Below are 24,537 nucleotides of genomic sequence, written 5' to 3'. Positions count from 1 at the left end.
GGTCAGCGCAGCTGTCGCAGGGCGCGACGGGCTGCGCGGGCCGCGTCGAGGACGTAGCTGGTCGCGAAGGTCTCCTGGTCGAGCAGGCCGAGCGCGCCCATGGCGGCGCGGATGCTGGCGCGGGGGTCGTCGTCGATGAGCGGGATCGGGTGGGCGAGCCCACCGGCCAGCTCGAGGAGCTCGGCGGCCTGCAGGCACTCCAGGGCGATGTGTGCGGAGACCTGCTTTCGGTCGGCGCCGACGGCGTCGAGCAGGGAGGCGGCGTAGCTGAGCGGGTCGATGACTGCATCGGCGGTCACGGCGGGTCTCCTTCGCTGCAGGGCTGAGCCGAGGCTGGGTCGCCGCGGCCGGGAAGTGGGATGTGGCCGGGGATCTGTGGATCGCCGGCCGTGCTGTGGAGGGCCGGTGATCCGGCCGGCGGTGTCGCTGGTCGGCCTTCCGCGTCGGGCACGGGCAGGGCGGCCGGGCAGTCGTCGAGCAGTCGCCAGTGCAGCTCCCGCGCCGGGTGCCGGTCGGGCAGCGGCGCGGCGGCGAGTGCGGGCAACAGAGCGGGGACGTCGTAGCCGGCGGCCGCGGCGCGGGTGAGGGCGGCGGACAGCGGCCGCCAGTCCGGACCGAGCAGGAGACGCGGGTCGATCCGTTCGGCGATGGCCTCCCACGCCGAGCCTCCGGGCTCGCGGTCGCGGCCGACCGGCTCGCTCTCCAGCTCGGTGGCGATGCGCAGGATCTCGGCGGCGATGGCGTGCCGCCGGGCCTCGGTGGCGGCCTCGCGCCATGCGGTTAGCAGCTCGGGGGTGTGGCGGGTCATCCACTGCCGGCTGACCCGCACGCCGCCGTGCAGGGTGATCCAGTCGCCGTCCGACCGGTCCGCGCGGGAAGCAGCGTTCACGGGATGGCTCCTTCGTCGTCGTCCGGTATGACTGGGCCCGGTGCCCCGGCTGACGGCTGGTCGCCGGCGTCGGCGTCGAAGCGGCGGCGCCGCTCCGCGGCGGCGGACGGAGTGCGGTAGTCGGCGTCCCAGGAGCGGGCGGGCCAGTCGACGTGTCGACCGGGCGGGCAGCCGAGGCCCTGGCGCTCGTTCATCCGGGCGTAGAAGCCGGGCAGGGCGTAGCGGTGCCACTCCTCCATCGGATGCGGGACCGTGGCGTCGGCCGCCGCGGCGCGCAGGCAGGTGAGGACGGCCAGCTCGCGGACCAGTGCCGGGTGGGCCGGCCAGCAGGCGGGGATGACGTTCGCGGTCTGCCAGGCGTAGGTGTGGTTGAGCCAGCCGGCGACGTCGTCGAGCCACGACCACAGCTCCCGGCGCACCTGGGGAGAGCAGGTCGCCGGGTCCCACGGCCGGTCGAGCAGTCCGTAGGCCGATGGCTCGAGCCCGGACAGCTCGGCCTGCCGCAGCATCTCCAGGGCGTGCCGGACCCAGCGCGGCGGCCGCGGAAACGGGAGCGCCAGGGGGATGGCGGTCACGACAACTCCCAGCTCGCGGGCATGGTCCGTGCGGCGTCGGCGGTCGCCTCGGATGCGCGGCTGGTGCGCTCCCCTCCCCCGGTGTGGAGGTCGCGGGCGGCGGCGACCCGGTCGCGGGCGGCGGCCTGTGCGGCCAGCAGCGCCGTGCCGCGGCGCCCGGTGAGGCACCGGGTCAGACGGGCGATCACCGGCGGCGCGTTCTCTGCGAGCACCAGCGCCCGGCCGGGCGGTAACAGGCGGATCTCCTCCGGGCGCAGCACCGGGGTGTCCTCGCCGTGGGTGGACCGCGACCAGCCGGCTCCCCGGTAGCTGTAGGAGGTGCGGCGCACGCGGGTCCGGCCGATCAGTTCGGAGAGCTCGCGGTAGAAGCCGCCGTCCTTGCCGCCGCCGAAGGCGATGACGACGTTGGTGAGGCCGAACAGGGCCCGGGCCTCGTCCTCGCCGTAGAGCAGCACCAGCTGCCGCCAGGTCTGGGCGGCGTAGATGTAGCTGACGCCCAGGGCCCGGTCGTTGGCCATGCGGGTGCGCAGGGTGGGCAGCGGCGCGGTGGAGGGCAGTTCGTCCAGGCAGGCCAGCAGCGGCGGGCATAGCCGGCCGGTCCGCGAGCCGGTGGCGAGTTGCAGGGCGGCGTCGAGGACGTGCTCGGCCAGCGCGGTCAGCAGCGGAGACGCCGAGGCGTAGGGATCGTCGCGGCCGAGCAGGTAGAGGGTGCCGCCGGAAGCGAGCAGACCGGCAACCTCGGTGATCGGACGGCCGGGCCCGGGGGTGCAGCGGCGGCGGATGTCGGCCTGGAAGAACAGCGCCAGCGCTTGCTGCACGGTCGTGGCGGTGTTGCCGGCGGTGCGCGGGTCGCCGTGCAGGGCGCCGTGCAGCAGCCCGTCCCACAGCGGCGCGGCATCGCGGTGAGCACGCAGGATGTCCGCCGGCTGTGTATTCGCCTGTGGATGGGCGGCCCACTCCAGGACGTGCTCGATCGTGCGGCCGGTGAGCGCGGCCGCGTGCAGGTAGGCCTGCAGCACCTTGGCCGCCTCGAACGCATAGAAGCGGGCCGCGCTGTCGGTGCTGCCGCCGGTGACCGCGCCGGTCACGGTGCCGGCGGTGAAGGCCTTGGCGCGGCGTTCGGCCGTCATGGGGTCGACGCAGCCGGCGACCGGGTCCCACACCAGCTCGGGCAGGCCGGGCACTGCTCCGAAGGGGTCCAGCACGGCGACAGGTCGGTCGCCGGCGGCGCGGGTGTCGAGGGTGAGCAGCAGGTCGTCGGCCTTGGTCAGGGTCACCAGGGCAGCGCCGGGCGCGTCGAGCAGCGCCGGGGCGAGCAGGTCGAGGGTCTTTCCCGAGCCCTGAGGGCCGTAGACGCCGGTGGTGCGGTCGAAGGGCACCCACAGGTCCCCGGCGGCGGGGACGGCGGCGCGGCCCAGCCGCCACCCGACCTCGTGCGGGTCCCCGGGCGCCGGTCTGACGCCGAGCGGGCGGTCGGTCGGGCGCAGGTCGGGGCGGATGACGGGGGCGACCCGGCGCAGCCGCACGACGCCGAGCACCTCGGCGACCTGGCCGCTGGAGGCCATGCCGCTCTGCTGACCCAGCCATCGGTACCCGGCCCACGCCGCTCCCCCACTGCCGGCCAGAAACAGCGCGAGAACGCCGGCCGTGACGGCGTACACAGCGACAGGTGAGGGCAGCGCCGCTGCCTGCGCGGCATCCAGGCCGGCGGTGCGGTCGCCGGTGAGCAGCCCGCCGACGGAGGACACCAGAGCGGCCGACCCGTCCGGCCACACCCAGCCGCCCCCGGTCACGAGCGCCGCGACGGCGCGGCCGGCCGGGAGCAGCAGTGCGGCGGCCGTCAGCCATCCCAGAACGGCGGCGACCGGGATCTCCCAGCTGGCCGGGCCCACGTCGCCCCGTGTGCGGCCGGCGCTCACCGCCGCCGCCCGATGTTCGGAGGGTGCATAGCTGCTCCTCTGTTCGCTGGCGTGGACGTGGCTCAGCCAGGGTTGGGTGCGTGCAGGTCGACGCCGCGGTCGGCCACCCACGGCACCGGGTCGACCGGACTGTCGTGCTGGCGGACCTCGAAGTGCAGGTGGACACCGGTGCTGTTGCCGGTGGAGCCCTGAAAACCGATCAACGCCCCGGCGCTGACTCGCTGGCCGGAGGTGACGGTGTAGGCCGACAGGTGCCCGTAGCGGGTGGTCACTCCGCCGCCGTGGTCCAGTTCGATGAGGTTGCCGTAGCCGGCCAGGCCCAGATTGCCGTCCCGGTCGCAATAGGCGCTGGTGCACGCGGCGCTGACCACGGTGCCGTCGGCGGCGGCGTAGACAGGGCTGTTGCGGGGCCCGGCGATGTCGACCCCGGCATGCAGGGCGCCCCAGCGGGACCCGTAGCCGGAGGTCACCGCACCGGCGGTGGGCCGGACCCAGGACCCGGCCGGCACCGGCAGGCCCGGGCAGACGCCGTCCGCCGCGCCGGCCGGGTTGGCCGCGGTCGCCTGGGCCGCCGGCCACAGCATGGCGGTCAGCTCGCGGGCGAACGGCTCCCAGCGGGAGTACGCACCCCCTGCAGCCGAGATCTGCACGGCCTGCGCGGCCAGGGTGAGCGGGATGGTCCGCCAGTCGGGCACGGCCTGGAGCCGTCGGTAGAAAGCCTCGGCGGCGTACGCCGGGTCCATGAGCTGGGCGACGGTGCCCCAGCTGGCGATCCAGCGCTGCTGAAAGGTGTTGACGCTGTCGTGGTCGGAGCCGAGCCCGTCGTGCGGGTAGGTCAGGCTGGTGGCGGTCACCGCGGCCTGCTCGGCCGTGAGTGCGGGGCTACTGCCGTCGTTGGCCAGCATCCGGATCCGGGACTCCTGCTGCGCGGTGGCCAGTGCCACGGTGGCCGCGTGCGGGTCCAGCCCCAGGGCTGCGGCGACGGTGACGATGGTCTGCGCCTGGCCCATCTGGCCCGCGTCGAGATCGATGCCGGCGGCGGTGGCGCCGGTGCCGCCGATCGAGCAGGCCGGGAACGCCGCGGATGCCGGCGCATCGGGAGCTGCGAGAAGGGCGAGGAGGATCAGCAGCAGGGTGAGCGCGGCGAGCACCGGAACAGCGATCGGGACGGCGGCCTTCCACAGCCATGCCCGCGCGTAGGACTGGGCCACCTCTGCGGTCCCGCTCATGCCGGGCGTCCGGCGGTGAGGGCCTCGTTGGTGTCGGTCAGCCGCAGCTCGGGGGCGGTGAGGACGGTCTGCACCTTGTAGGCCCGGTCGCCGACCAGCCACAGGGCCCGGCCCTTGCCGGCCACGGCCCAGCCGGTGACCACCCGCTGGACGGTCGGGGTCAGGCCGAGCAGGCTGCCAAGTTCGTCGGCGACGGCCTGGTCCTGGCCGTGCAGGACCTTGACGTCGCACAGGTGCAGCAGGTCGCGGGCGATCGCGACCGCCTGGGAGGTGGCGTCGCCGGCGGTGAGCATGTCCGACGGTTTGTGCGCGAGCAGGATCTGCACGTCGGCGTCGCGGCGGGACAGCCGCAGATTGGCGTCCAGGCTCTTCATCGCCTCGGCGCCCAGGCGCATCTGCCGCCACGTCTCGTCGCGGATGACGATGCGCAGGTCGCCGGGGTCGGCGATCTCCCGCATCGCCTGCCCCCAGGAGTTCAGGCAGGTCAGCGCGATGCCGACGGCCTGGTCGCCGAGCGGTTCCAGCCGGGACAGCGACAGCGACTGGATCGGGGCCCGCCAGTCCACGGCGATGGTGGTGTGGTCGTCGAACAGCCCGGCCAGGGAGCCCTTGACCAGGGCGCCGAGGGCGTCGCGCAGGGTGCGGGTGGCGTCGAGGAAGTGCCGCCGGTCGGCGTAGCGGCACCCGGTGACCAGCTGGTCGGGAGGCTCGTCCAGGGCCCGCCACAGCTGCGGGATGGTGACCTCGGTCAGCCGGGTGGCGCCGGAGCGGTAGCCGGTGAGCAGCCGGAGCGCCTCCCCCACGGCGGTCTCCTCCACCGGGCCGAACGGCACGGATTGGGAGCCGACCAGGCCGCGCAGCAGCACCAGCCACCGGGCGAACATGATCGCCTCGCGGCGGCGGGCCTCGGCCGCGTCGAGCCGGTCCCAGCCGGAACCGAGGGGTCCGAAGGCCAACGGGTTGACCCGGGCGGGCAGGCCGGAGCCGATGACGAACGGCTCCACGCCCAGGGCCCGGCACAGCGGCTCGTACTCGTCCTTGGTGTCCCCCAGGATCAGGGTGCGGTAGCCGTAGCCCAGCATCCGCAGCGCGAAGGCCTTGACGGTGGCGGACTTGCCGCGGCCGGGCTTGCCGAAGACGACGACGTTCGGATTGGTGACCGGAATGTCCTCATCGGTGACCCAGCCGACCGGATCGCAGTAGAACGCCCCACCCGACAGCAGGTCGATGCCCATCTGCGCGCCGGTGGGCGGCAGCCCGGGAGTGGCGATCAGCGGCCACACCACCGGCGTCTGCTCCGAGGTCATCCGCCACACCGACAGCGGCGCCGGCGTCGCCGCCCGGCCCCGACCCCGGCCGCGGGGTCCGCGGCGAGGCACCAGCTCGGTGAAGGGTCCGCGCTCCCGCTGCGTTGCGGGGACGGCGGGGGCGGTGGGCAGCCGGTGGCCGAAGTCGTCGAGCAGGACGGCGACCTCGCGGCCCCGGCGCGAAGCGCGGCGGCTCATCGTCGGCCTCGCCGGTTGGGCAGGCCGACGCCGAGGGGAAGGGCGGCGGCGGCGAAGCCGGAGTCCTGCGCCAGGTCCAGCCGCAGCGGCACGTAGCCGGCGGCGCGGATGGAGGCGTCCAGCCGTCGGCCGTGCTCGGCCACCGGCCAGGTGGCGGGCACGGTGACGCAGGCGGCGACGGCGGGGCGGACCAGGGCCCGGCCGGCGGCCAGCTTCTCGTCCGCGGCGCCGATCCGCTCGGTATCGCGCCGCTGCCGGGCCCGCTGGCGGAAGCCCATCCGGGCGCGCAGCTCGTTGCCGGTGGTGGCGCTCATCTCCTCCCGGCCGACCAGCCGGGTGGCCCGCGCCAGCGGCAGCGGGGCGAGGAACACCGTCAGACAACGCCGCTCCCCCGCCGTGGTCGGCACCAGCACCGGGGCCAGCGCGCCCAGCACCGCACCGGAGTCCGGCAGCAGGACGGTGTCGGTGACCGACGCCCACGCATCGTGCAGGTAGTGCCGCACCTCCGCCCGGGCCTGGGTGGGCCCGGCGGCGGCCATCGGCACCCCGGTCGCCAGCGTGGCGCCGTCGGCGGCGGCCAGGTCGGCGGCGATGAGCGGGCCGCGGTCCCCGGGGGCGAAGCCGGTGCGGACCGCGGCGGCGAGTGCGGCCGAGTCCAGCCAGGTCGCGGAGGTGCAGCCGACCGGGCCGCGCAACGCACTCTCGACCTCGGCCATCACCCCGTGCAGCACCCGAGCGCGGCCGTCCACCCCGCCGCCGGACTCCTTCGCGGCCCGGCCGATCCGTCCCTCGCCCACCACGACGGTCACGAAGACCTCCGTGCGCACCGCCGCCGGGGTGAGGGAGGCGCCCAGCAGCGCGTTCACCCGGGTGGCCAGGGGTGCGGCGTCCGCGCGGGTGTGGGCTCGTTCCCACGCGGCGCGCTCGGCGCCGTCATCGGGCACGGTGCGCACCTGCAGGGCCAGGACGTCGACCAGTTCGGTGCGCGCGGCGAGCTCGCACAGCTCGGCCAGGCCGGCGCCCATCCCGTTCCGGTCGTCCGGCTCGGCCAGGCCGATACCGGGATGGGCGATCCGCGCCACCACCGCCCAGGTGCGCGCCGCGCAGTTCTGCACGATCACCGGGCGGCTGAACAGCTGCCCGTAGGGCGGTCCATCGTGGGTACGGATGCCGGCCAGCACCCCGGGCAGGTCCGCCGCGGACAGGTCGCCGGCCGTCCCGGCCGCGGCTCGTGAGCCGAACACCGCCCACCCCATGACTCCTCCGATCGCGTACAGGCAGAGATCGCCGAACCAGCGGCCGGCCGCACGGCCCCGGATGGGAATCAGCAGCACTACGGCCAGCAGGGCCCACACCGGCAGCCATAAGGCGAACGGCGCCCATGCCTGCGCGTTCAGGGCCAGCAGCGCCGGCACGCCGGCGAGGGTGACCAGGGCCAGCTGGGCGCCGGTCATGCCGAGGAACCATCCCGGAACGTCCTTGGCGTAGTCGCCGTAGCGGTGCGCGCTCACGGAGAATCGCCATCCCCAGGACCGTCAGCGCGTGGCATCCGGGGCGCTGGTGGATCGACCTCGTCCAGTCCGCCGGGCACGGTGCCGTCGATCTGCTGCGCGGGCCAGGCACCGGCGACCGGGCCGTCGTCACCCTCGGCGACGGCTCCATACGGACCCGGGCTCATGGGGCCTGGCGGTGGGGCGCTGTCCTCCCGACGGGTCGACCCTCCGAGCCGGGACGGACGCGGCATCGCCGGGGCATGCCCGTGGCTGCCGGGGATGGCCCGGTCGGGTGCCGGCAGCCCGTAGTAGGGCACGGAGTGCCCGACGCCGGCGCCGGAGAGCACGTCGGCGGCCGAGGCGGCCACCCCGGCGGCCAGCCGGCCGGCCGTGGAGCTGCCGGAGGTCAGCGCATGCAACGCGCCGGCGAAGCGCCCGTTGGTTGCGCCATCTGCGGTTGACTCGCCCTGCGCGCGGTCACCAGCCAGCTGTGCCGCGGCACCGGAGGCGGCCACCCCACCCGAGGCCGCGACGGCGGCGGCACCCGCAGCGGGACCACCTCCACCGCCGAGATTGCCCAGTGCGCCCATGACTCCGCCGGAGGCGGCCAGCGCGGAACGCAGCGCCGCGCCGCTGGAGGTACCCGGGTCGACGAAGGCCAGCAGCCGGAACAGCGCCAGCGGGCAGATCGCGCCGAGCAGGATCAGCAGGCAGCCGACCACCGCCATACCGACCGCAGCCTCGGTGCTCGTCTCCTCGGCCCCGGTGACGATCCCCTCAGTGATGGTCACACCGACACCGAGGACGAGCACGGCGACCGGGGAGACCAACAACGCGGCGAGAAACCAGCGCAGGCTGCGCCAGAACCAGGCGCTCGACGTCTGCGCCAGCAGCCCGCCGGCCGAGATCGCCGACGTCGCTGCCAGCACGATCAGCGCCGCCTCGCGGACCAGCATCAGCAGCAGGTAGCCCACGCTGGCCGGCACCAGCAGGAAGATCGAGGAGACGCCGAGGACGGTGGCGACCGTGCCGTCCACCAGGTCGCGGCCCACGCTGATCGACGGATCGAAGGAAGCCATGTTCTCGATGTCGAGCAGGCTGCGCAGCAGGCCGGTGGTCAGCCCGGAGACGCCGGTGACCAGCAGTGCCGCCACGCTGACGTAGCCGACCCAGATCAGACCGAACTGCAGCAGCCCGACCAGCAGCCGGCCCAGCGTCTGCCCGTCCCGGCGCGCCGCCGCGACGCCCAGCTGCACCAGCGCCATCAACACCGCCACGGTCGCGCCGATGCCAAAGGTCACCGGATACACGGCGGCCAGTGGGCCGTCGGCGGACAGGTCCGGGGTGGCCAGGGCGTCGATCACTGAGAAGGCCAGGCCCAGCAGCCACAGCCCGGCCTCCCACAGCGACAACATGGCGCTGATCCACACGTTGGCGACCACCGCGCCGGCTGCCTCGCCGATCACGCAGAACGGGTTGATCGGCAGGCACGGCAGCGAGCCGTCGTCCGCCGCCGGAGCTGCGGGGAACGCCACCGTCGTCGGGTCGGCCGAGGCCGGAGCCGCAGTCGCAGTCGCAGTCGCCAGCGAGCCCACCGCTGCCAGCACGAGGACGACGACCAGCGCCCACGGGCGCGGCAATCCGGTGCGCCGGCGCAGCGGGGGCCTAGACATGGCGCAGCTCCCGCCAGCCGGCCCCGATCGCGGCGTCGGTGCCCGGCCAGATCGACGGCGCCGGCGCCGGCTCCGGCCCGGCGCCGATCACCCACCGGTCCCCGACCCACGCCATGCGCTGGCAGTCGGCGATCGCGATCCGCGAGGTCTGCTCCACGGTGACGGTGAACTCGAGATTCACGCACACCACCGCGAACTCCGCGCCCACGGTGCCCTTGATCAAGCCCATCACCGGGCGGACGGCGATCGCCAGCTGCGGAGACCCCGCACCCGACAGGCCCGCCGCCGACAACAGGCTCGCCATGCCGTCCACACCAGACCACGACTCCGGGTTGGGCCCGCCCGGGGCGGCCCACTCGGCGATCACCCGCCGCACACCGTCCATCGAGCCGGTCTGCATCGCCGTCACGTCCAGCGCCGCCAGCTGCGCCAGCGCACCCTCGGGAGTCTGGGGAAAGCCGGTGGGCACGTCGGCCCGGCCAACACTCATGGCGCGTGGCACCTCGAGGACGCCCGCGGCCTGGTTCGAGACCGGCCCGGGCAGCGCGTCGTCCGGGTCAGCGGTCGGCATCGGCGCGGCGGCGAGTGCGTCCTGTCGGGTCACCGCCGCCGACGACGTCCTCGTCGAGTCCGGCTGACCCTGTGGTCGGGCAGGCTGGTCGTCGGTCAGGTCGGCGACGACTGTGAGCACGAGTCCGGCCAGCATCGCCAGCCCGGCTACCGCGCACGCAGCCAACACCGCGAGCAGCTTCGCGGGGCTCCACACTCCAGGCGCAGCTCCGCCGACCCGTTCCTTCTGCCGACGGCGCATCATGTGCACCCGCTGCCGGTGATCGAATCCAGAATCACGAGGATGACCGTGTAGGTGATCGCCACCATCACGACCACCGCGACGCCCATCGCTCCGTACCGGGAGGCGTGCGGATGGGAGAAGATTCGGCCCACCAGGATCGAGCCCAGCGACACCACAGCGCCGATTCCGATCAGCGCCAGCACCCCCCACTTCGCCCACGCGGTCACTTGATCCGCGAAGGTCTGCATTCCTGGCGGGGCCTCAGGGCAGACCGCCGCGGTCAACTCCATCGGCGCCGCAGTGGCAGGCCAAGCGTTCAGCACGACCACCCCCGAAGCGACGAGCGCGACCGTCGAGGTCGCCCGGAGCGCCGCGGGTGCGGTCCGGCGCGGCTCCGTCACCGGGAGTCCCCCGCCGGGCCCGTCCGGGACGGCTCCGCCCGACGCCGGTGACGCGGTGGCGGCGGCACTGCCGGCATCAACAGCGCGGCCAGCCACCGGCCGGCGGCCGCTACCGGCTTGGGTAGCCGGTCCCCGGTCAGCCCGGTGGTCTCCAGCCGTCGGTCGATCGGCACCCGGACCACTCGGTGACGCGACCGCAGCTCAGCCAGCCGGGGTCCGCAGCTGGCCTCCACGGCCCGCGGCCACCGCGCCGGGCCCACCGCGGCCACCACGGCCCCGCCGTCGGCGGCGGCTAGTACGTGCTCGGTCTGCCGCACTGCCGGCACCGTCACCCTGGTGACGACGACCAGCGCGCCGGGGACCAGCGAACCGGGTGAATCAAGCAGCGCGGTGGTCAGCGACCCGCCCGCATCGACCACCACCAGTCGCTCCGCGTCGTCGGTCTTCGGGAGCGGCGGGAGCTCTCCGTCGGCTGGGCACCGGGCGAGGCGGAAGACGTCGAGTCGACCGCGGCGACCGCGCCGCCACCAGGCGCCGTCCGTGCCCAGTTCGATGGCCGAGGCCGCCGCCAGCCCCGACCGGGCCGGCTCGGCGTAGTCGACCAGCCGCACCCGCCAGTCCTCCGCCAGTCCCTCGGCGACCGCCAAGGCGACCGTGGAGGCGCCGGCCCCGGCGTGACCGGCCACGGCCAGGACGACGGGTCCGCCGGCGTCAGCTCGCGTCCAAGGAAGCTGATTGCGATCCGACCGCCAGGCAGTGCCGGCGATCACGGCGCTGGACGCCTCGGCACCGACGACGGCGTCCGCATTGTCGGCGCCGTCGAAGACGCCAGCGCGGATGGCGATGACGGCCGCTCGCATGGCCGGAACTGTCATCGGCCGTGTCCCACGGGGACTCGTGGGGCTCGGGATAGCCATCGGCGCCGACAGCGGCGCTTTGCGGCCCATCCGGACGCGCCTCGAGCCCCGACGCGGGGCTGTGGTCTGCATGCGCCGAGCGTGTCGCCCCGACCTCCAGTAGTCCTCCAGTCGGGCTCTCCACAGAGTCCCCTGCCGAGGTCAAGCATTTGCCGGCGCTGCGGGCGGTGACGGACGGCCCCACACCGAGGGCTACTGGAGGATTAGCCCCCCACCGTGGGCTACTGGAGGATCACCGGAGAACCCACGCCGCATGCCGGGCGGGGCGCCGAGCGCCCCAGCCCCGTCCAATGGATGACGCCAGACCGCCGACCACGGCCGTGACAAGTCGACCGTGCTCAGTTGAATGTCCGAGCGCGGACCGTCCCCAAGTCGTCGGCTGTATTCATGTGTGGTTCGCCTGCCGTGGAGCGCCCACGGCGCGCCGCGGCACCCCGTGCTTGTCGAGCACGCGGCGGACCGCGGTGGGGGAACGGTCGATCAGCTCGGCGATCTGCCGCAGGGAGCGGCCGGCGGCGTACTCGGCGAGGACGAAGGCCTCCAGCTGGGCCTGCAGCCGCTGGCTGGGCACGGTGCCGGTGCGGGCGGTTCCGGCGAAAACGGGCAGCGGGCGCAGCTGTGGCCGCGGCGGATACGGCATGACTCGTCAGTGCCGGGCCGGCCAGGCGATCAGTGGTCCAAGCCGCAGGTCGGCGTCGGGGCGGGGGCCGGTCGGGGCGGGAGCGCGGTGGTCGTGGCTGCCGGCAGCATGCGCCAGCGCGGCGAGCACCAGCCCCAGTGTGCGGCGGTCCAGAGCCACCGCCACGTCGGCGAGGTCGACCGGTCGGCCGTCGGCGAGGCTGACTGCCACCCGGAGCACCGCCAGCTCCTCCTCGCTGCCGGGCAGCCGCCCGTCGGCGAGGGCAGCGTCGAGCTCCGCCCACTCGATGCGCGCCCACAGCTGCCCGCCGACCGGCTCGGCCTCCACCGTGATCAAGCCGGCGGCGCGCAGCCGAGCCAGCCAGTACCCGTCGTTGGCCAGCAGCAGAACCGCGGCCTCGGCGGCGTAGTCCCCGACCGCGGCACGCAGCAGCGCCACCTCTACCTCGTCGAGATCGAGGCCAGTGGCGATCGGCTCGATGATCACCAGCGTCTCTCCCTCCCCGAAACCTACCTGCGCGCGCGAGTGTGGCCAGCGGGTACGACATCCCTACCAGGCAGCAGTCCCCGGACGGCCCCCAGACTGCGGCCCATCCAGGTGGGACGCTTCCCTCGTTGTGGGGGTGCGGGCGGCGGCCTGCCTCAGGAGGCACGGTCGAGGAACTGCCGGCGGGCGCGGTTGATGGTCTCCGCCGTGCTCATGGGCAGGTCCATCTCGTCCTCACCGTCGTGGATGGCCACGATGCGCGCGACGTAGGTCTCGGCTTCGGCGCGATTGCCCTGGTGGTAGGCCACCCACATCGCATCCAGCAGGACCTGCTCGTCGTCCGGCGCCACGAGCAGGGCGGTGGCCGAGGCGGTGACGGCCGCGGCCAGGTCGTCGTCGGCGAGGGCCACGGCGACCACCTGGTGGGCGACGTCGCAGACGGCCGCGGTGAGCGTGAGGTCCAAGCCGTCCAGCCACTCGTAGCCGGCCGGGCGCTGCGCGAACGGCGGCCCCGACACCAGCTGCAGAGCCGCCAGCAGGTCGGGCAGGCCGTCGTCGCCCCGGACGGCGGCGCGGGCGCGCAGTTGCCGGAACAGGTCGGCGTCGACGAGCACGTTGGTCAGCGTGTATCGGCCGCGGTGGCCGGAGCTGAGGTGCTTGTCGCCGGTAGCGGGGTCGCTGCCGAGCCAAGCACGAGCGCCGGCGGTGACCCGGTGCACGTAGGCGCGGGCGCTGACCGGGTCGGTCTTGCCGCCTCGGGCCGGTTGCAGGGCGGTGGCGGCCTCGTCGGCGGTAGCGCCGTGCGGGCGGGTGGCGAGGTAGGCGACCGTCTCTTCGTAGCGGCGGCGCAGCCCGGACCTGGCGACGGCCGCTTCGTCGCCGTGCGCGCGCACGGTGACCGGTCCGAACAGGGTCAGCCGCGGGCGGGCACAGCCGGGTGACCACCAGTCGGCGAGGTCGCGGTCGAGCTGCTCCAGATCGTCCTCGATCCGGCTGCACAGGTCGGCCGGCGCCGAACGCCCCGGCGCCTCGGCGTCGTCGCTGATCGGCGACGGCGTCCCGGTCTGGGTGTCGGTCGGCCCCAGCAGCGCCGAGTCGAGTGCCGCAGCAGTGGAGGGCTGGCGTCGGGCCGACCGCGGGGCAGGCAGCTGGGCCCGTGGCGCGGTGGTGTCCGAATGTGACACGTCGGCGCGGAGGGCGCCGGCGGCGTCGGTGTGGACCTGCCAGGGCCGTTCACCATCGGCGGCGGGGATGGGTTCGTCCTCTGTGTCGCGTTCAAAGGCCAACAGCGTGGCGATATCGCGGGCCTGCTGGGCGGTCAGCTGCGGGGCCGGAAGCTGCAGCCCGAGTGCCGGGACGAGCAGTGACCCATCGTCGGTCAGCGTGACCAGCCACTCGTCGGTGACCAGAGTCGGCGCGACCCCGAGCACCACAGCGACCGCTGCCCGATCCGCCCGGACCCGCAGGAGGGCGGCCGCTTCGGCCAGTTCGCCGTCATGATCGGGCTCGTGGGGGGCGAGAACGACCTGTGGCATCCAGCCGTCTCCGGCTCCAGCCCGCAGCCGCCCGTCCAGCACGTCGTCGGTGTCGCGCTCGGCGGACTCGCGCAAGGCGGTGTGGAGTCCGCGGTCGGCGGCGGTGTCGACCGGGTGGACCCGTTCGGGGGCCAGGTCGACCAGTTCGTCGCCGAAGCCGACGGGCGTGACAATGAGCAGGTCCGACCAGTTGTTGACTGCCAGTTCGGCGGTCAGGTGCCGGGCGAAGTCCTCGCGGCGGTCGGCCAGTCCCGTCACGTACACGGCGCCGAGGCGTTCCAGGTCCAGCAGCCAGCGCCACCGGTCGTCGGTGCCGATGGTGACCAGGGTCGGGTACGGCGCCAGGCGGGTCCGGGCCACGGCGGAGGCGACGCCGGTGTCCTGGTCGAATTGCAGGGACCACCACAGGCCGGTGCCGTCGGAGGTCCACGGTTCGGGCGGGGGACGGTCGGCCGGGGCGTGCAGTCGCAGCTCGAGCCGGCCGCCATCGAGTCGGGCGGCGACGACGTCGGGCAGCTGCCCGTCCGGATCGGCGGAGATCCGGACGGCGAGGCCGCGCAGCGCCAGGTCGAGCGCGGCGTAGTCGGCCGTGCCGGCGTCGGCCGCCGATGCCACGACCGTCTGCGTGGCCGACTGCGCCTTCGGGAGGGGGGCCAGCCGTCGGCCGGGACGGCGGCGGCGCAGCCGCTGGCGGCGATGCGCCAGCCATGCCGCGCCCACACCTGCGGCGAGCAGTGCCCCGCTGCCGGCGAGAACGGCCGCCAGCTCCGATGGGAACTGGTCCCCGTCGGCATCGAGGGCATCGGCGTCGGCTGCCGACTGCTCCGGTTCCGCGGGTGGACTCTCCGATGTCGGCGAGGCGGCCGGGGTCGGCGAGGACTCCGCCGGCGCGGCTGGCCCGTCCTCGTCCGACGGGGGCGGCGGCGCTTCCTCGGCCGACCGTTCGGGAGGAGCCGGCGGAGAGGAGTCGGCGGCTGCCCGGTCGGCCGGCGGGAGGTCGAGGACCTGCCCGGGGCGGATCAGATCGGGGTCGGTGAATCGGCCGCCGCCGGGAAGCGGTTCGCCAGCGTTGAGGTCGAAGATCGGCTGCCAGTGCTCCAGGCCGTGCTGCTCGGCGAGGTCGGCCAGGGTGTCGCCGGGCTGCACCGTCACCTCGCCGGCGGTCGCGGCGGCTTCGGGAAGGCGTGCGTCGGGCGGGAGGACCAGGACCCAGCCGGGGCGGATCATTCCCGGGTCGGTGAGGAGCGCGCCGTCGGGCTGGGGCCGGCCGCGATTGAGCTCGAGGATCTCCTCGAACCGGGTCCAGTCGCCCAGGTAGCGGGCGGCGATGCGGCCGAGGGTGTCGCGCGGGGCCACCGTGTAGATGGGACCAGCCGCGGCGGGCGCGGTCGGCCGGGTGTCCGCTGGTGGGGCGGGTGCTGGCGGCGGCTCCTCGTGGCCGACCGGCTGTTCGGCGACGATTGGGGGGCCGGCCGGGGCGGGAGCAGCCAGCAGCGGTCCGCTGCCGACACCGAGGACGGCGGCCACGAGCAGGCCGGCCAGCTGCTGCGGAGCCGCCAGGCCGGGCAACCGCAGCGGCGGCAGGCCGCGCAACTGACTGACGAGCTCAACGGTCACCGACAGTGCGAAGCAGGCCCACGCGGCCCAGCCGATTACCACGAGTAGGCCGAGGAAGACGGCGCCGGTGTCCGGGCCGCTCAGCGCGGTGGTCACCTGCGCCCAGGAGGGCAGCTCGTCGGGCAGGTATGCGCCGCCGAGCTGCCACAGCCCGACCGGAATGCCGGCGACTGCGGCCGCCAGCACCAGGAGGGCGAGCAGCCGGCGCAGCAGGTCAAGCGCCCGCGGTGGTGTGGTCATGGGCCCGCTCCCCCGTTCTGGCCGGTGCCGGTGATCAAGTCGGCGGTGCCCGTGCCCTCCACGGTGAGGGTGGAGATGCCGATCAGGCCGAGGAAGGTGGTGGGCTGGGTCATGGTGGTGGTCACGTACAGGGTGTCGCCGTCGACGACGGTCACCGCGCCTTGCACGTCGTTGCGGTTGAGGTAGTCCTGAGCGGCGGCGACCGCAGCGGTCGGGTCGACCCGCACCTGTCCGGTGAGGGCGGCGGAGACGTCGAGGGCCTGTCCGCCGGCGCGGGCGGCCTCGTCGGCGATGGCGTTGGCGCGCTGGGTGGCGGCCACCTTGGCGCCGCCGTCGACGGCCAGCCCGATGATGAGCAGCAGCCCGGGGACGAGGACGGCGAGGAAGACGCCGATCGCGCCGCGCTCGGCGTCCGGCTGCTGGTGGCGATGGTGGAGGGTCATCGTTCGCGGTAGGCGTCGACGGGGCTGGCGAAGGACGCCTCGACGGTGACCGATCCGGGCAGGCCGGGGGCCAGCAGGTCGGCCATGCCGACCACGCAGGTGATCGACACGGTGACGTCGCCGGGCCGGCCGGGCGGGGCCTTGAAGCCGGCGGTGTCGACGTCGACGGTGGTGCGCTCGCAGCGCAGGTCCTGGGCTGCCAGGGTTCGCTCCGCCTGAGCGCCGGCCAGGGCGGCGGCGGTGGCGGCGTCACGGGCGAGGGAGGCCTCCCGGGCGGCGGCCCGGGCGGCTTCCTCGACGGCATTCTCGGCCACTTGGGAGCGACCCGTGACGACGGCGAAGGACAGCAGCACGAGCAGCGCCGGGGCCAGCAGCGCCAGCTCGACCGACACCGACCCCCGCTCCCTTGCCTCGGCTTTCATGGGGTGGGCCGTTCGACGGGGCCGACGGCGGTCTGGGTGACCGACCACCCGGACAGGCCGGGGACGAGGCTGAGCGAGGTGCCGGTCACGGTCACCGCGATGCTGGTCGGGGAGCCGCTCACGGTCACGTCCCGGCGGGTGAGCAGGTCGCGGGCGGTCTGGTCGAGGAAGCCCTCGGCGGCCGCCTGGGCGCGCGCGGTCGAGGCCGGCTGCACCCGACCCTCGCGGGCGCCCTCCTGGGCGGCCCCGAGCGCAATGGAGCGGGCGTAGAACCACAGGGCCGCCTGGATCAGCGTCAGCACCAGCAGCAGCACCACGGGGAAGGCGACCGCCAGCTCCACCGACGCCGCGCCGCGATCCCCGGACAGTCGCCGGGCCGCCGCACCGCCGGGCCGGCCGCCGGGGGCACGGCCGGGCCGGGACACGGCTTCAGGGCCACACGGGCCGGCGGGGCGAGCCACGGGGCGGCTACTGGATCTGGGCCGACCGGGAGGTGACCGCGTCGGCGATCACCGCCACCAGGGCGACGGCGATGCCGACCAGCGCCACGGTGATGATCACCTGCTCGACCGACAGCGAGCCCCGCTCCGGCTGCGCCCGCAGCGCGCGCAGCCGGTCACGCAGCTGCGCGCCGACGATGGTCAGGAGGGTGAGCAGCGGCGTCATCGGGGTTCCTCTCGGGTCGGGGTCGCAGGGTCAGGTGGCCATCAGGCGGGCCAGGGCGGGATAGAGGAACAGCAGCAGAAAGGCGATCGACAGCAGCGCGACGGGGGCGGTGAGCTTCTCGCTGGTGGTGTTGGCCGCCGCCTCCTCCTCGGCCAGCAGCTGCACCCGCAGCGACTGGGCCCGGGCCCGCAGCGTCGGGGCGATGGACGCGCCCTCGACGGCGGCGACCGCGGCGATGTCGGCGACGTCGGCCAGCTCGCCAACGCCGGTGTCGGCGGCCAGCCGGCGCAGCCCGTCCCACGGCGGGTCGCCGGCCAGCCGGGCGGCGACCAGCGCGTCGGTGATCCGCCGGAACACCCACCCGTTCCCGAGTGCGGCGGCCCGCTCCAGGGCGATGGTTGGGCCCTCGCTGGCGTCGCGGCGCAGGCTGATCAGGTCCAGATAGGAGCACAGCGCCCGGCGCATCTGCCCGCGGGCCTCGGCGGCCTGGTCGCGCACGACGAGGTCGACGACGAGGAACAGCACGCCGGCCAGCGCCAGCGACCCGGCCACCGACACCACCACCGGCAGCCGGACGCCGGTCACGCCGAGCACGGCGGTCAGCAGCGGAACGAACACCGCGCCGAAGGCGGCCAGGCCGACCTTGCGGGCGGCATAACCCTCCGGCGTCCACCCGATCAACGCCAGCGCCTGGGACGGCGCCCGCAACGCGCCGGCGGGCAGCCGGGCCGCGGCCCACCTTCCGGCGCAGCCGGTTGCCCGCGCCCACCAGTCGCCTCCCTCCGGCATCGGCCCGACCGGGACCGGGGGCGCGCGCCCGTCGAGGCGCGCCAGCGCATCGGCCAACTGCGACTGTTCGATCACCAGGACGGCACGCAGCAGCAGGAACGCGCCGAGTCCGACGAGCGCGCCGGAGCCGATCAGCAACGCCTGGGTGCCGCTCACCGGACCGGCACCTCGGTCGGCTCGAGACCGGTAGCCCGCCGGCTGCGGTCGGGATCGACCAGGAAGCGGGGCAACGGCGCAGGTGCGGTGAGCCGGCGCATCCACAGCAGGCAGGCGACGATCAGCCCGGCGATAGCCGCCAGCACCAGTTGCCCGACCCCCGTGCCGTAGGGAGCCAGGTAGTCGCCGTTGAGCGCGGCCAGCCCGGACGCGGCGACGGTGATCAGCAGCAGCCAGCGGGCGTTGGCGCGGGGCTTGGCGCGGTCGGCCTCCACCTTGCGGCGCATGGTGACCTCCTCGGTGAGGCTTCCCGCCAGCTCGGTCAGCACCCGCGCCAGCCCCGGCCCGCGCAGCTCCGCACCCAGCAGCAGCGCGGCGACGACCAGGTCCCCGGCGGCGTCGTCGAGGTCGTCGGCGAAGGCCAGCAGCGCCCGGGACGTCGGCCACCGGGCCTGCAGCCGCGCCGCCAGCGCCGCCACCTCCGCCGCGATCGGCTCGGGCGCGGTGCGGGCCGAGCGGATCAGCGTCTGCTCCAACCCGCCGCCCGCGGCCAGCACGTCGGAGGCGCGGCGCACCCACTCCTGCAGCGCCTCCAGCCGCTCCACCGCGGCGTTGCCATCGGAGAACTGCGCCAGCAGCCACGGCACACCGATCACCGCCAGCCCGGCCAGCACGCCACCGACCGGCCAGCCCGAGGCGAGCCACACCACCGCCGCCCCGACGGCGGCGGCCAGCCACAGCGCCCGCTGCCGCCGCACCGCCGGGCGGCCGGCCTGCGCCGTCGGACGCGGCTGACGGCGCCGCGGCCGAGCCGGCGGTTCCGGGGCGGTGAGCGCGTGGGCGGCCACCAGCAGGCCGCCCACCACCAGCGCCCCGCAGGCCCCGACCAGCAGCACGGTGCCGCTCATCGCCGGCCTCCGGCCGCGCCGGCCCAGCGCCCGTGGCCGGACCGCAGCCAATCGGGATCGAAGCCGACCCGCAGATAGTCGGCCAGGTCCACCGGGTCGTGCTCGGGCACCGCCCGCCCGTCGGGCCCAGGGGCGAAGACGTCGGTGACCGCCGGGCGCCCGCCCTCCCCGATGCCGTTGCACTCGACGACCTGGCTGACGAACCGGTGCCGCTCGCCCCCGATCCACCGCTCGTCCACGGTGGTGATGTGCACGATCAGGTCGATCGCAGACGCGCACGACCGGTAGGCGTGCTCCGGCGTGACCGCGGCGCGGCCGCGCATGCACAGGTTGGCCAGCCGCTCGACGGCATGGTGGGCCGAGCGGGCGTGCAGCGTGCAGCACGAGCCGCCCTCCCCGGCCTCCATCACCTCGATCAGCGGCCAGGCCTCCTCGCCGCGCACCTCCCCCAGCCACACCCGGCTGACGTTCATCACCAGCGCCTGCTCCACCAGCTCGGTCAGCGTCACCTCGCCCAGGCGGCGGCCGTCCGGGCCACGCTCACCGGTGCCCTCCCGGGCCTCGAACGGCACCACCCGCGGATGCCGGTCGGGCAGCTCGTGCAGCAGCAGCTCGAAGTGCTTCTCGATCGTGGCCAGGTTCTCACTCACCGGCAGCTCGTTGGCCAGCGCCCGCAGCAGCAGGGTCTTGCCGGCGCCCTGCCCGCCGGTGACCACGATGTTCTTGCGCGCCCGCACCGCGGCCCGCAGAAACTCCGCCGGCGGCCGGTCGATCGCCCGCAGCCCGACCAGGTCGTCGAGGTCGACGTCGCGGATCCGGTGCCGGCGGATCACGAGCTGCGGGCGCGGCACGGTCTCGATCACCGCCGCCAGCCGCAACCCGTCGGGCAGCCGCATGGTCAGCAGCGGGCTGGCTGTGGTCAGCGTCCGCTCGGCGCGGCCCAGCCGGGCGGCGATGTGCTGCAGCTGGCGCACCAGGTCCTCGTCGGAGTCGGCGACCGGGCCGACCCGGACGTCGCGCCCGTCGGCGTAGCCCACCCACACGTTGTCGTGCCCGTGCGCCTCGATGTTCTCCACCTGCGGGTCGTCCACATAGGGCTGCAGCCGGCCCAGGCCGAACTGAGCCGCGAACACCGCCTCGGCGATCGCCAGTTCGTCGGCCGCCGACGGCACCGCCTGCCCGGCGCGCATCCGCTCCCGCACCAGCTCGTCGATCCCGTCCTGGATGCGGGTGCGGGCCAGCTCCTGCTGCGCCACGGCGCTCAGCGCCGGGCGGCGCTTGAGCTCCTCGGCCAGCGCCGTCGCCGTCGCCTCGTGCAGCCGGCGCACCAGCGCCCAGTCCACCGGGGCCGGCGGCGCGTCCACTCCCCGGAACCTGCCCCCGGCCGTCCGGTCGGTCATGGGCTCAGCGACCACGGCCGCCTCCGACGGTCGCCGCCGGCGCAGCCGGGGTCGTCGGGGGTGGGGTCAGCCGGGCCTCCTGCGCTGCGGCGAACCCGACCAGCCGGGCCGCCGCGGAGCGGGCGGCCCGCAGCAGGGCCGACTGGCTGAACAGCCGGCCGGCCGGTGCGCCGTCGCTGAGCACCGCCGCCGCCCTGGCATCGCGCGGCAGCACGCCGACAACCGGAACACCCAGCGCCTCGCCGATCTCCCGCTCGCCGTACGGCTCCCCCGGCCCCACGACGAGCGCCGCCAGCCCTCCCGCCGGCGGGGCCGGCCCGTTCCCTTCGTTGCGGAGTTCGGTGACCGCCTGCGCCGCCGCGCGCACCGCCCGCAGCGTCGAACCGGTCACCATCACCACCGCGGCAGCCCGACGGACCACGGCGGCCGGGAAGTGCTCGACCCGCAGCCGCCCGCAGTCCGCCACCACATCGACGGCGCCGTCCTCCACCGACGCCAGCGCGGTGGCCAGCCGCTCCCAGTCCACATGCCGAGCGGTGGCCGGATCGGCCAGGCCGGGCAACAGCCGCGCCCGGCCGGCGGTGTCCAGCTGCACGAGATGAGCGTCCAGCTGCCCGGCCAGCCCGCCGCGCCGCGCCACCAGCTCCAGCTCCGCCAGCCCGCCCACGGTCAGCTGCGCTCGCCCGTAGCCGGCCAGCACGTCGCCACCCGCCGGATCCAGCTCGGCCAGCACCACGCCACGCGGCCAGGACAGCGCCAGCGCCAGCCCGCTGGTCGTCACGCCGGGGGCGCCCTTGGCCGAGCACAGCGCGATCAACACGGCGGCCGCCCTCGCCTACTCGCCGGCCACCACGACGATGGCGATCAGGCCGGCAGCGGCGCGGGCCGCGACGTCCGGCCCATCGGCGGCGTCGACGAGCACGTCGACCACCCGCAGTCCGTCGGTGCCCGGCGACCCGGCCTGCACCACCGTCGCTTCCACGGTGCGGGGCGTTCCCGATGCCGCCGACTCCCCCGCGTCGCCGCCGCCGGCCACCGGGACCAGCAGCACGTCATCGCCGGGCCGCAGCGGCGTCGCCGGCAGCTGCACCGCCGACACGCCGACGCCGACCAGCTGCTGACCGGGAGGCGGAAGCGGCTGGTCGGTCAGGGCTTCACGAGTCAGCAGCGATCCCGGCGTCAGGGTGGTCCCGGCGACCATGCCGACCACCTGATTCCGTTCGGCGTACGGGATGGGTTGCAGCGCCGGATCGGCGGACACCCGCGCCTCCACCAGGTCGGCGGCGGTGATCTGCTGCCCCCAGGGCACCTCCCGCGCGACCGCGATCACCGGAGACGTCTGCCCAAGCGCGGTGGCCAGGTAGGCGGCACCCAGCGCACCGAGTACCACCATGGCGACCGCCAGCGCCAGCAGCGCCGGACGACGGCGGCGGCGCGGCGGCGGCAGCGCCGGCGCCCGGGGCAACCCGTTGGCCGCCGCCGTAGGAGCCGGCGTGCTAGTGCTCGGAGGCTGCGTGCGCGTCATCCGCTACCGCCGGCCTGGTTGAGGACGTGCAGCTCACCGACGAACAGCTCCGCCGATGACGACAGCTCCAGCGTCTCGGTGCCCGACAGGCCGCCACCGGACCAGGTGATCGTCCACGTGCTCGTCGCGGTGATCGGCCAGGGGCCGCCACCGGCAACGTGGCGGCTCGACGCGCGCGCATAGACGTGGCCGCAGTCCGGCGACTCCCCGTCCACACCGGGCGGATACGGCGTCCCGGCGCCACAGACCACCGTGGTGCCATCCCCCATGTCCCAGACGATCCGGCTCACCTGGCCCACCGCCGCGACCGTGACACCACCGGCCGACACCGACTGTCGGATCGGGCCGAGGAGCTGCTCCCCCCGCTCGGTCCACATCCACACCGGCAGACCGACCAGCCCGCTGGTGGAGCCCGGCGGCGGAGCCAGCCGGATCCCTGGCGCCCCCATGACCATCGACGCGATCACCTGCTCTGCCAGGACCCGCGGATCGACAGGCGGACCAGCAGGCGGGGCGCCGCCGTTCGGCACGAAGTGATACATCGTTTCGATGCCAGGGCCACCCACGCGGGGACAGACCCTCAGATACATCACGCCGTCGTCCGGCGTAAAGCCCGCCCACACCACGCTGGTGGGTGGCGGCTGCGGCTCGGCCACCTGGTAGGTACACGGCTCGGACGAGACGCGGGCTCCACCGCTCTCGTGTCCAGCGGCCGTGTCGATGCCGCTACCGCCCGGATGCTCACCGCCGGCCTGACCCGGAGAGGACGCCGCCACCAGACAGATACCGGTCTGTGCATCCCTCTTGGCGCACTCCACCGGAGGATCTGCTCTGGCGACACTCAACACGCTGGCAACGAGGAACACCGGAACCGTCAGCAGGGCCAGGCGCACGAGCCTCAACATGGCCGCGTCGTCAGGGGGTCGAGCACGCTGACCAGCCACGGCGAGTTCGGCTCAGCCTCGTACTGCGTCACGGTGATGTCCCAGACGTAGCGGGGCGGGGTTCCGGGCGGCACGACCTCACCGGTCTCCACCTTCACCACGCGCGTGCTGGCGGCGTCGTAGCAACCGGTGATGCGCACCGTCGGCCCCTCTGAGGCCTCAAGTTCGACGGCGGTGACGTCCAGCTCCACCGCCGTGTCGCCCTCCTGGCGAAGGCCAAGCGTGGCGTAGTCCCGCACGGACGTGACTGCGAGGAAAGCAGCCGGGTCACCCGCGTATCGCCGGATCTCTGGCTCCCAGTCCTTGGCGGCTGGGGCCTTCTTAGCTGCGTCTGTCACGCGCAGCATCTCTTCCAGTACCGCAGTCGCGCTCCGGGACGCCGACTCTTCCAGGGTGGGCGCCGCGGTCGTTGCGGACGGCGTCGTCGCCGACGACGTCACCGCAGCCGGCGGGCGCTGCTCGCGGGAGCTTGCATCCTCCGTACACGCGGCAAGCGGCAGCAGCACGCAGAGAAGAGCGCCGCCCGTCCGCCGCGTGATCATCGTGACGGGATCCCTGGTGCCTGGACCAAGCAGTCAGATCCGTCCCCCTGGTGGAGGTTGGACCCCCGTTCCGTGGCGCTCGTCGGCACAGCAGCCGACACCATGCACGACGCTGGAGTGCGGACCACGGGTACCTCCCCCGGCAAAGGGTGGCGGGAAATTACCACCGCGGGAGCCCGTGGGCGCAAGGACTTCCTCCAGGATTTCTCCTGCTTAACCCAACTCCCCTGCTCAGCCGCTGGAAGATGTCAGCGCGGCATGATCGCTACGCGAGCGACGGATGGCGGCCTCCACACGGGCGACGTCCACGCCGAACACCTGGGCGATTGCGGTGATGACCCTGGCAGGGGGATCGGCACCCGGACGGCCGTCTTCCAGACGCACGTATGTCATCACGGACAGGCCAGGAGCACTCACCTCGTTCGTGGCCAGACCGGCCGCCACCCGAAGAGCGGCCAAAGGCGGATCGTCGGGATCGACGTCCAACAGATGAAACGGCCCGACGCCCAGCACCGCCGCCAACCGCGGCACGAACCGAGGCCGAGGATGTTCGAGGCCCGCCTCCCATACCCTGATCCGTCTCGGGCCCGATAGATCCAGCGCCAGGGCGAGGTCTTCTGGGGTCATGCCGGCGGCCTTCCGGGCGGCGAGGAGACGATCGCCGCGCAGTAGTGGCCGCGCCACAGCAGTCCCCCATCGCCACGGGTCAAATGCCCACCCCGTGGCTGTGCACCTTAGGCCCTGTTTGAGAAGTCGCTCGCGGGCCGTGGCTGGCGTGTCGGTGCCGAAAGAAGGCGAGGTCTCCGGTAGAGGGATCAACGACCAAGAAG

26 protein-coding genes are annotated in these 24,537 nt (G+C 74.6%); all 26 read right to left on the bottom strand.

All coding sequences use genetic code 11. The annotated features are described in order from the left end of the window. Positions 1 to 2: 2 nt before the first annotated feature. A complete protein-coding gene (locus tag CHB94_RS19610; protein WP_089338247.1) occupies positions 3 to 299 on the bottom strand; it encodes a hypothetical protein in 297 nt (98 codons plus the stop codon). Then, positions 296 to 889 (bottom strand): hypothetical protein, encoded by a 594-nt coding sequence (locus CHB94_RS19605; RefSeq protein ID WP_176445656.1) that lies wholly within the window; start codon positions 887 to 889, stop codon positions 296 to 298. Before CHB94_RS19605 ends, CHB94_RS19610 begins: the two co-directional genes overlap by 4 nt. Further along, positions 886 to 1,464, bottom strand: coding sequence for a hypothetical protein (locus tag CHB94_RS19600; protein ID WP_089338246.1), 579 nt, complete (start codon positions 1,462 to 1,464; stop codon positions 886 to 888). Before CHB94_RS19600 ends, CHB94_RS19605 begins: the two co-directional genes overlap by 4 nt. Next, positions 1,461 to 3,383, bottom strand: coding sequence for a type IV secretory system conjugative DNA transfer family protein (locus CHB94_RS19595; RefSeq protein WP_089338245.1), 1,923 nt, complete (start codon positions 3,381 to 3,383; stop codon positions 1,461 to 1,463). The genes CHB94_RS19600 and CHB94_RS19595 overlap by 4 nt, the downstream gene beginning before the upstream one ends. Before the next feature lie 62 nt (positions 3,384 to 3,445). After that, positions 3,446 to 4,612: a M23 family metallopeptidase gene (locus tag CHB94_RS19590; RefSeq protein ID WP_089338244.1), complete on the bottom strand. Its 1,167-nt coding sequence runs from the start codon at positions 4,610 to 4,612 to the stop codon at positions 3,446 to 3,448. Continuing rightward, positions 4,609 to 6,117, bottom strand: a complete 1,509-nt coding sequence (locus CHB94_RS19585) for a putative type IV secretion/conjugal transfer ATPase (protein WP_089338243.1) — start codon at positions 6,115 to 6,117, stop codon at positions 4,609 to 4,611. Before CHB94_RS19585 ends, CHB94_RS19590 begins: the two co-directional genes overlap by 4 nt. Further along, positions 6,114 to 7,628, bottom strand: a complete 1,515-nt coding sequence (locus CHB94_RS19580) for an SCO6880 family protein (RefSeq protein ID WP_217899388.1) — start codon at positions 7,626 to 7,628, stop codon at positions 6,114 to 6,116. Before CHB94_RS19580 ends, CHB94_RS19585 begins: the two co-directional genes overlap by 4 nt. Next, complete coding sequence (locus CHB94_RS19575) at positions 7,625 to 9,283, bottom strand: hypothetical protein (RefSeq protein WP_089338242.1); 1,659 nt, start codon at positions 9,281 to 9,283, stop codon at positions 7,625 to 7,627. The genes CHB94_RS19580 and CHB94_RS19575 overlap by 4 nt, the downstream gene beginning before the upstream one ends. After that, positions 9,276 to 10,049, bottom strand: coding sequence for a hypothetical protein (locus CHB94_RS19570; protein ID WP_254920787.1), 774 nt, complete (start codon positions 10,047 to 10,049; stop codon positions 9,276 to 9,278). Before CHB94_RS19570 ends, CHB94_RS19575 begins: the two co-directional genes overlap by 8 nt. 44 nt (positions 10,050 to 10,093) lie before the next feature. Further along, on the bottom strand, positions 10,094 to 10,405 hold the full coding sequence (locus CHB94_RS19565; protein WP_254920786.1) for a hypothetical protein: 312 nt from the start codon (positions 10,403 to 10,405) through the stop codon (positions 10,094 to 10,096). 68 nt (positions 10,406 to 10,473) lie between these two features. Then, on the bottom strand, positions 10,474 to 11,337 hold the full coding sequence (locus CHB94_RS19560; RefSeq protein ID WP_254920785.1) for a hypothetical protein: 864 nt from the start codon (positions 11,335 to 11,337) through the stop codon (positions 10,474 to 10,476). Between the two features lie 442 nt (positions 11,338 to 11,779). Further along, the gene (locus tag CHB94_RS19555; protein WP_089338238.1) at positions 11,780 to 12,034 is read right to left on the bottom strand and encodes a helix-turn-helix domain-containing protein; all 255 of its coding nucleotides are present in this window, start codon (positions 12,032 to 12,034) and stop codon (positions 11,780 to 11,782) included. A gap of 6 nt (positions 12,035 to 12,040) precedes the next feature. Beyond that, positions 12,041 to 12,520, bottom strand: coding sequence for a hypothetical protein (locus CHB94_RS19550; RefSeq protein WP_089338237.1), 480 nt, complete (start codon positions 12,518 to 12,520; stop codon positions 12,041 to 12,043). A 155-nt stretch (positions 12,521 to 12,675) separates the two neighbouring features. Next, positions 12,676 to 15,912, bottom strand: a complete 3,237-nt coding sequence (locus tag CHB94_RS19545) for an AfsR/SARP family transcriptional regulator (RefSeq protein WP_089338236.1) — start codon at positions 15,910 to 15,912, stop codon at positions 12,676 to 12,678. Then, entirely contained in the window at positions 15,909 to 16,355 is a 447-nt protein-coding gene (locus CHB94_RS19540; protein ID WP_089338235.1) for a TadE/TadG family type IV pilus assembly protein, read from the bottom strand. The genes CHB94_RS19545 and CHB94_RS19540 overlap by 4 nt, the downstream gene beginning before the upstream one ends. Then, positions 16,352 to 16,747, bottom strand: coding sequence for a TadE/TadG family type IV pilus assembly protein (locus CHB94_RS19535; RefSeq protein ID WP_254920784.1), 396 nt, complete (start codon positions 16,745 to 16,747; stop codon positions 16,352 to 16,354). Before CHB94_RS19535 ends, CHB94_RS19540 begins: the two co-directional genes overlap by 4 nt. 26 nt (positions 16,748 to 16,773) lie before the next feature. After that, positions 16,774 to 17,202, bottom strand: a complete 429-nt coding sequence (locus CHB94_RS19530) for a TadE family protein (protein WP_254920783.1) — start codon at positions 17,200 to 17,202, stop codon at positions 16,774 to 16,776. A gap of 43 nt (positions 17,203 to 17,245) precedes the next feature. Continuing rightward, positions 17,246 to 17,443, bottom strand: a complete 198-nt coding sequence (locus CHB94_RS19525; RefSeq protein ID WP_089338233.1) for a hypothetical protein — start codon at positions 17,441 to 17,443, stop codon at positions 17,246 to 17,248. Between the two features lie 30 nt (positions 17,444 to 17,473). Continuing rightward, positions 17,474 to 18,388: a type II secretion system F family protein gene (locus CHB94_RS19520; RefSeq protein ID WP_089338232.1), complete on the bottom strand. Its 915-nt coding sequence runs from the start codon at positions 18,386 to 18,388 to the stop codon at positions 17,474 to 17,476. Continuing rightward, entirely contained in the window at positions 18,385 to 19,296 is a 912-nt protein-coding gene (locus CHB94_RS19515) for a type II secretion system F family protein (protein WP_089338231.1), read from the bottom strand. The genes CHB94_RS19520 and CHB94_RS19515 overlap by 4 nt, the downstream gene beginning before the upstream one ends. Beyond that, positions 19,293 to 20,711, bottom strand: coding sequence for a TadA family conjugal transfer-associated ATPase (locus tag CHB94_RS19510; protein WP_254920782.1), 1,419 nt, complete (start codon positions 20,709 to 20,711; stop codon positions 19,293 to 19,295). The genes CHB94_RS19515 and CHB94_RS19510 overlap by 4 nt, the downstream gene beginning before the upstream one ends. Then, positions 20,701 to 21,516: a hypothetical protein gene (locus tag CHB94_RS19505; RefSeq protein WP_089338230.1), complete on the bottom strand. Its 816-nt coding sequence runs from the start codon at positions 21,514 to 21,516 to the stop codon at positions 20,701 to 20,703. Before CHB94_RS19505 ends, CHB94_RS19510 begins: the two co-directional genes overlap by 11 nt. 15 nt (positions 21,517 to 21,531) lie before the next feature. After that, entirely contained in the window at positions 21,532 to 22,221 is a 690-nt protein-coding gene (locus CHB94_RS19500) for an SAF domain-containing protein (RefSeq protein WP_089338229.1), read from the bottom strand. Continuing rightward, the gene (locus tag CHB94_RS19495; protein WP_254920781.1) at positions 22,218 to 23,114 is read right to left on the bottom strand and encodes an ATP/GTP-binding protein; all 897 of its coding nucleotides are present in this window, start codon (positions 23,112 to 23,114) and stop codon (positions 22,218 to 22,220) included. The genes CHB94_RS19500 and CHB94_RS19495 overlap by 4 nt, the downstream gene beginning before the upstream one ends. A gap of 5 nt (positions 23,115 to 23,119) precedes the next feature. Further along, positions 23,120 to 23,707, bottom strand: coding sequence for a hypothetical protein (locus tag CHB94_RS19490; RefSeq protein ID WP_254920780.1), 588 nt, complete (start codon positions 23,705 to 23,707; stop codon positions 23,120 to 23,122). A gap of 231 nt (positions 23,708 to 23,938) precedes the next feature. Further along, positions 23,939 to 24,391 (bottom strand): helix-turn-helix domain-containing protein, encoded by a 453-nt coding sequence (locus CHB94_RS19485; protein ID WP_089338227.1) that lies wholly within the window; start codon positions 24,389 to 24,391, stop codon positions 23,939 to 23,941. Between the last annotated feature and the right edge of the window lie 146 nt (positions 24,392 to 24,537).

This window comes from Blastococcus mobilis, assembly GCF_900188025.1.
GTDB classification, from domain to species: domain Bacteria; phylum Actinomycetota; class Actinomycetes; order Mycobacteriales; family Geodermatophilaceae; genus Blastococcus_B; species Blastococcus_B mobilis.
Note: the sequence above shows the minus strand (reverse complement) of the source record. Positions and strands in the feature narration are given on the sequence as shown.

Excerpts from the sequence above, each read along its gene's own strand:
- CHB94_RS19540 (WP_089338235.1), bottom strand. The coding sequence starts at position 16,355 with ATGACCCTCCACCATCGCCACCAGCAGCCGGACGCCGAGCGCGGCGCG.
- CHB94_RS19515 (WP_089338231.1), bottom strand. The coding sequence starts at position 19,296 with ATGAGCGGCACCGTGCTGCTGGTCGGGGCCTGCGGGGCGCTGGTGGTG.
- CHB94_RS19560 (WP_254920785.1), bottom strand. The coding sequence starts at position 11,337 with ATGCGAGCGGCCGTCATCGCCATCCGCGCTGGCGTCTTCGACGGCGCC.
- CHB94_RS19545 (WP_089338236.1), bottom strand. The coding sequence starts at position 15,912 with ATGACCACACCACCGCGGGCGCTTGACCTGCTGCGCCGGCTGCTCGCC.
- CHB94_RS19490 (WP_254920780.1), bottom strand. The coding sequence starts at position 23,707 with ATGATCACGCGGCGGACGGGCGGCGCTCTTCTCTGCGTGCTGCTGCCG.
- CHB94_RS19500 (WP_089338229.1), bottom strand. The coding sequence starts at position 22,221 with ATGACGCGCACGCAGCCTCCGAGCACTAGCACGCCGGCTCCTACGGCG.
- CHB94_RS19555 (WP_089338238.1), bottom strand. The coding sequence starts at position 12,034 with ATGCCGTATCCGCCGCGGCCACAGCTGCGCCCGCTGCCCGTTTTCGCC.
- CHB94_RS19575 (WP_089338242.1), bottom strand. The coding sequence starts at position 9,283 with ATGTCTAGGCCCCCGCTGCGCCGGCGCACCGGATTGCCGCGCCCGTGG.
- CHB94_RS19585 (WP_089338243.1), bottom strand. The coding sequence starts at position 6,117 with ATGAGCCGCCGCGCTTCGCGCCGGGGCCGCGAGGTCGCCGTCCTGCTC.
- CHB94_RS19525 (WP_089338233.1), bottom strand. The coding sequence starts at position 17,443 with ATGACGCCGCTGCTCACCCTCCTGACCATCGTCGGCGCGCAGCTGCGT.
- CHB94_RS19590 (WP_089338244.1), bottom strand. The coding sequence starts at position 4,612 with ATGAGCGGGACCGCAGAGGTGGCCCAGTCCTACGCGCGGGCATGGCTG.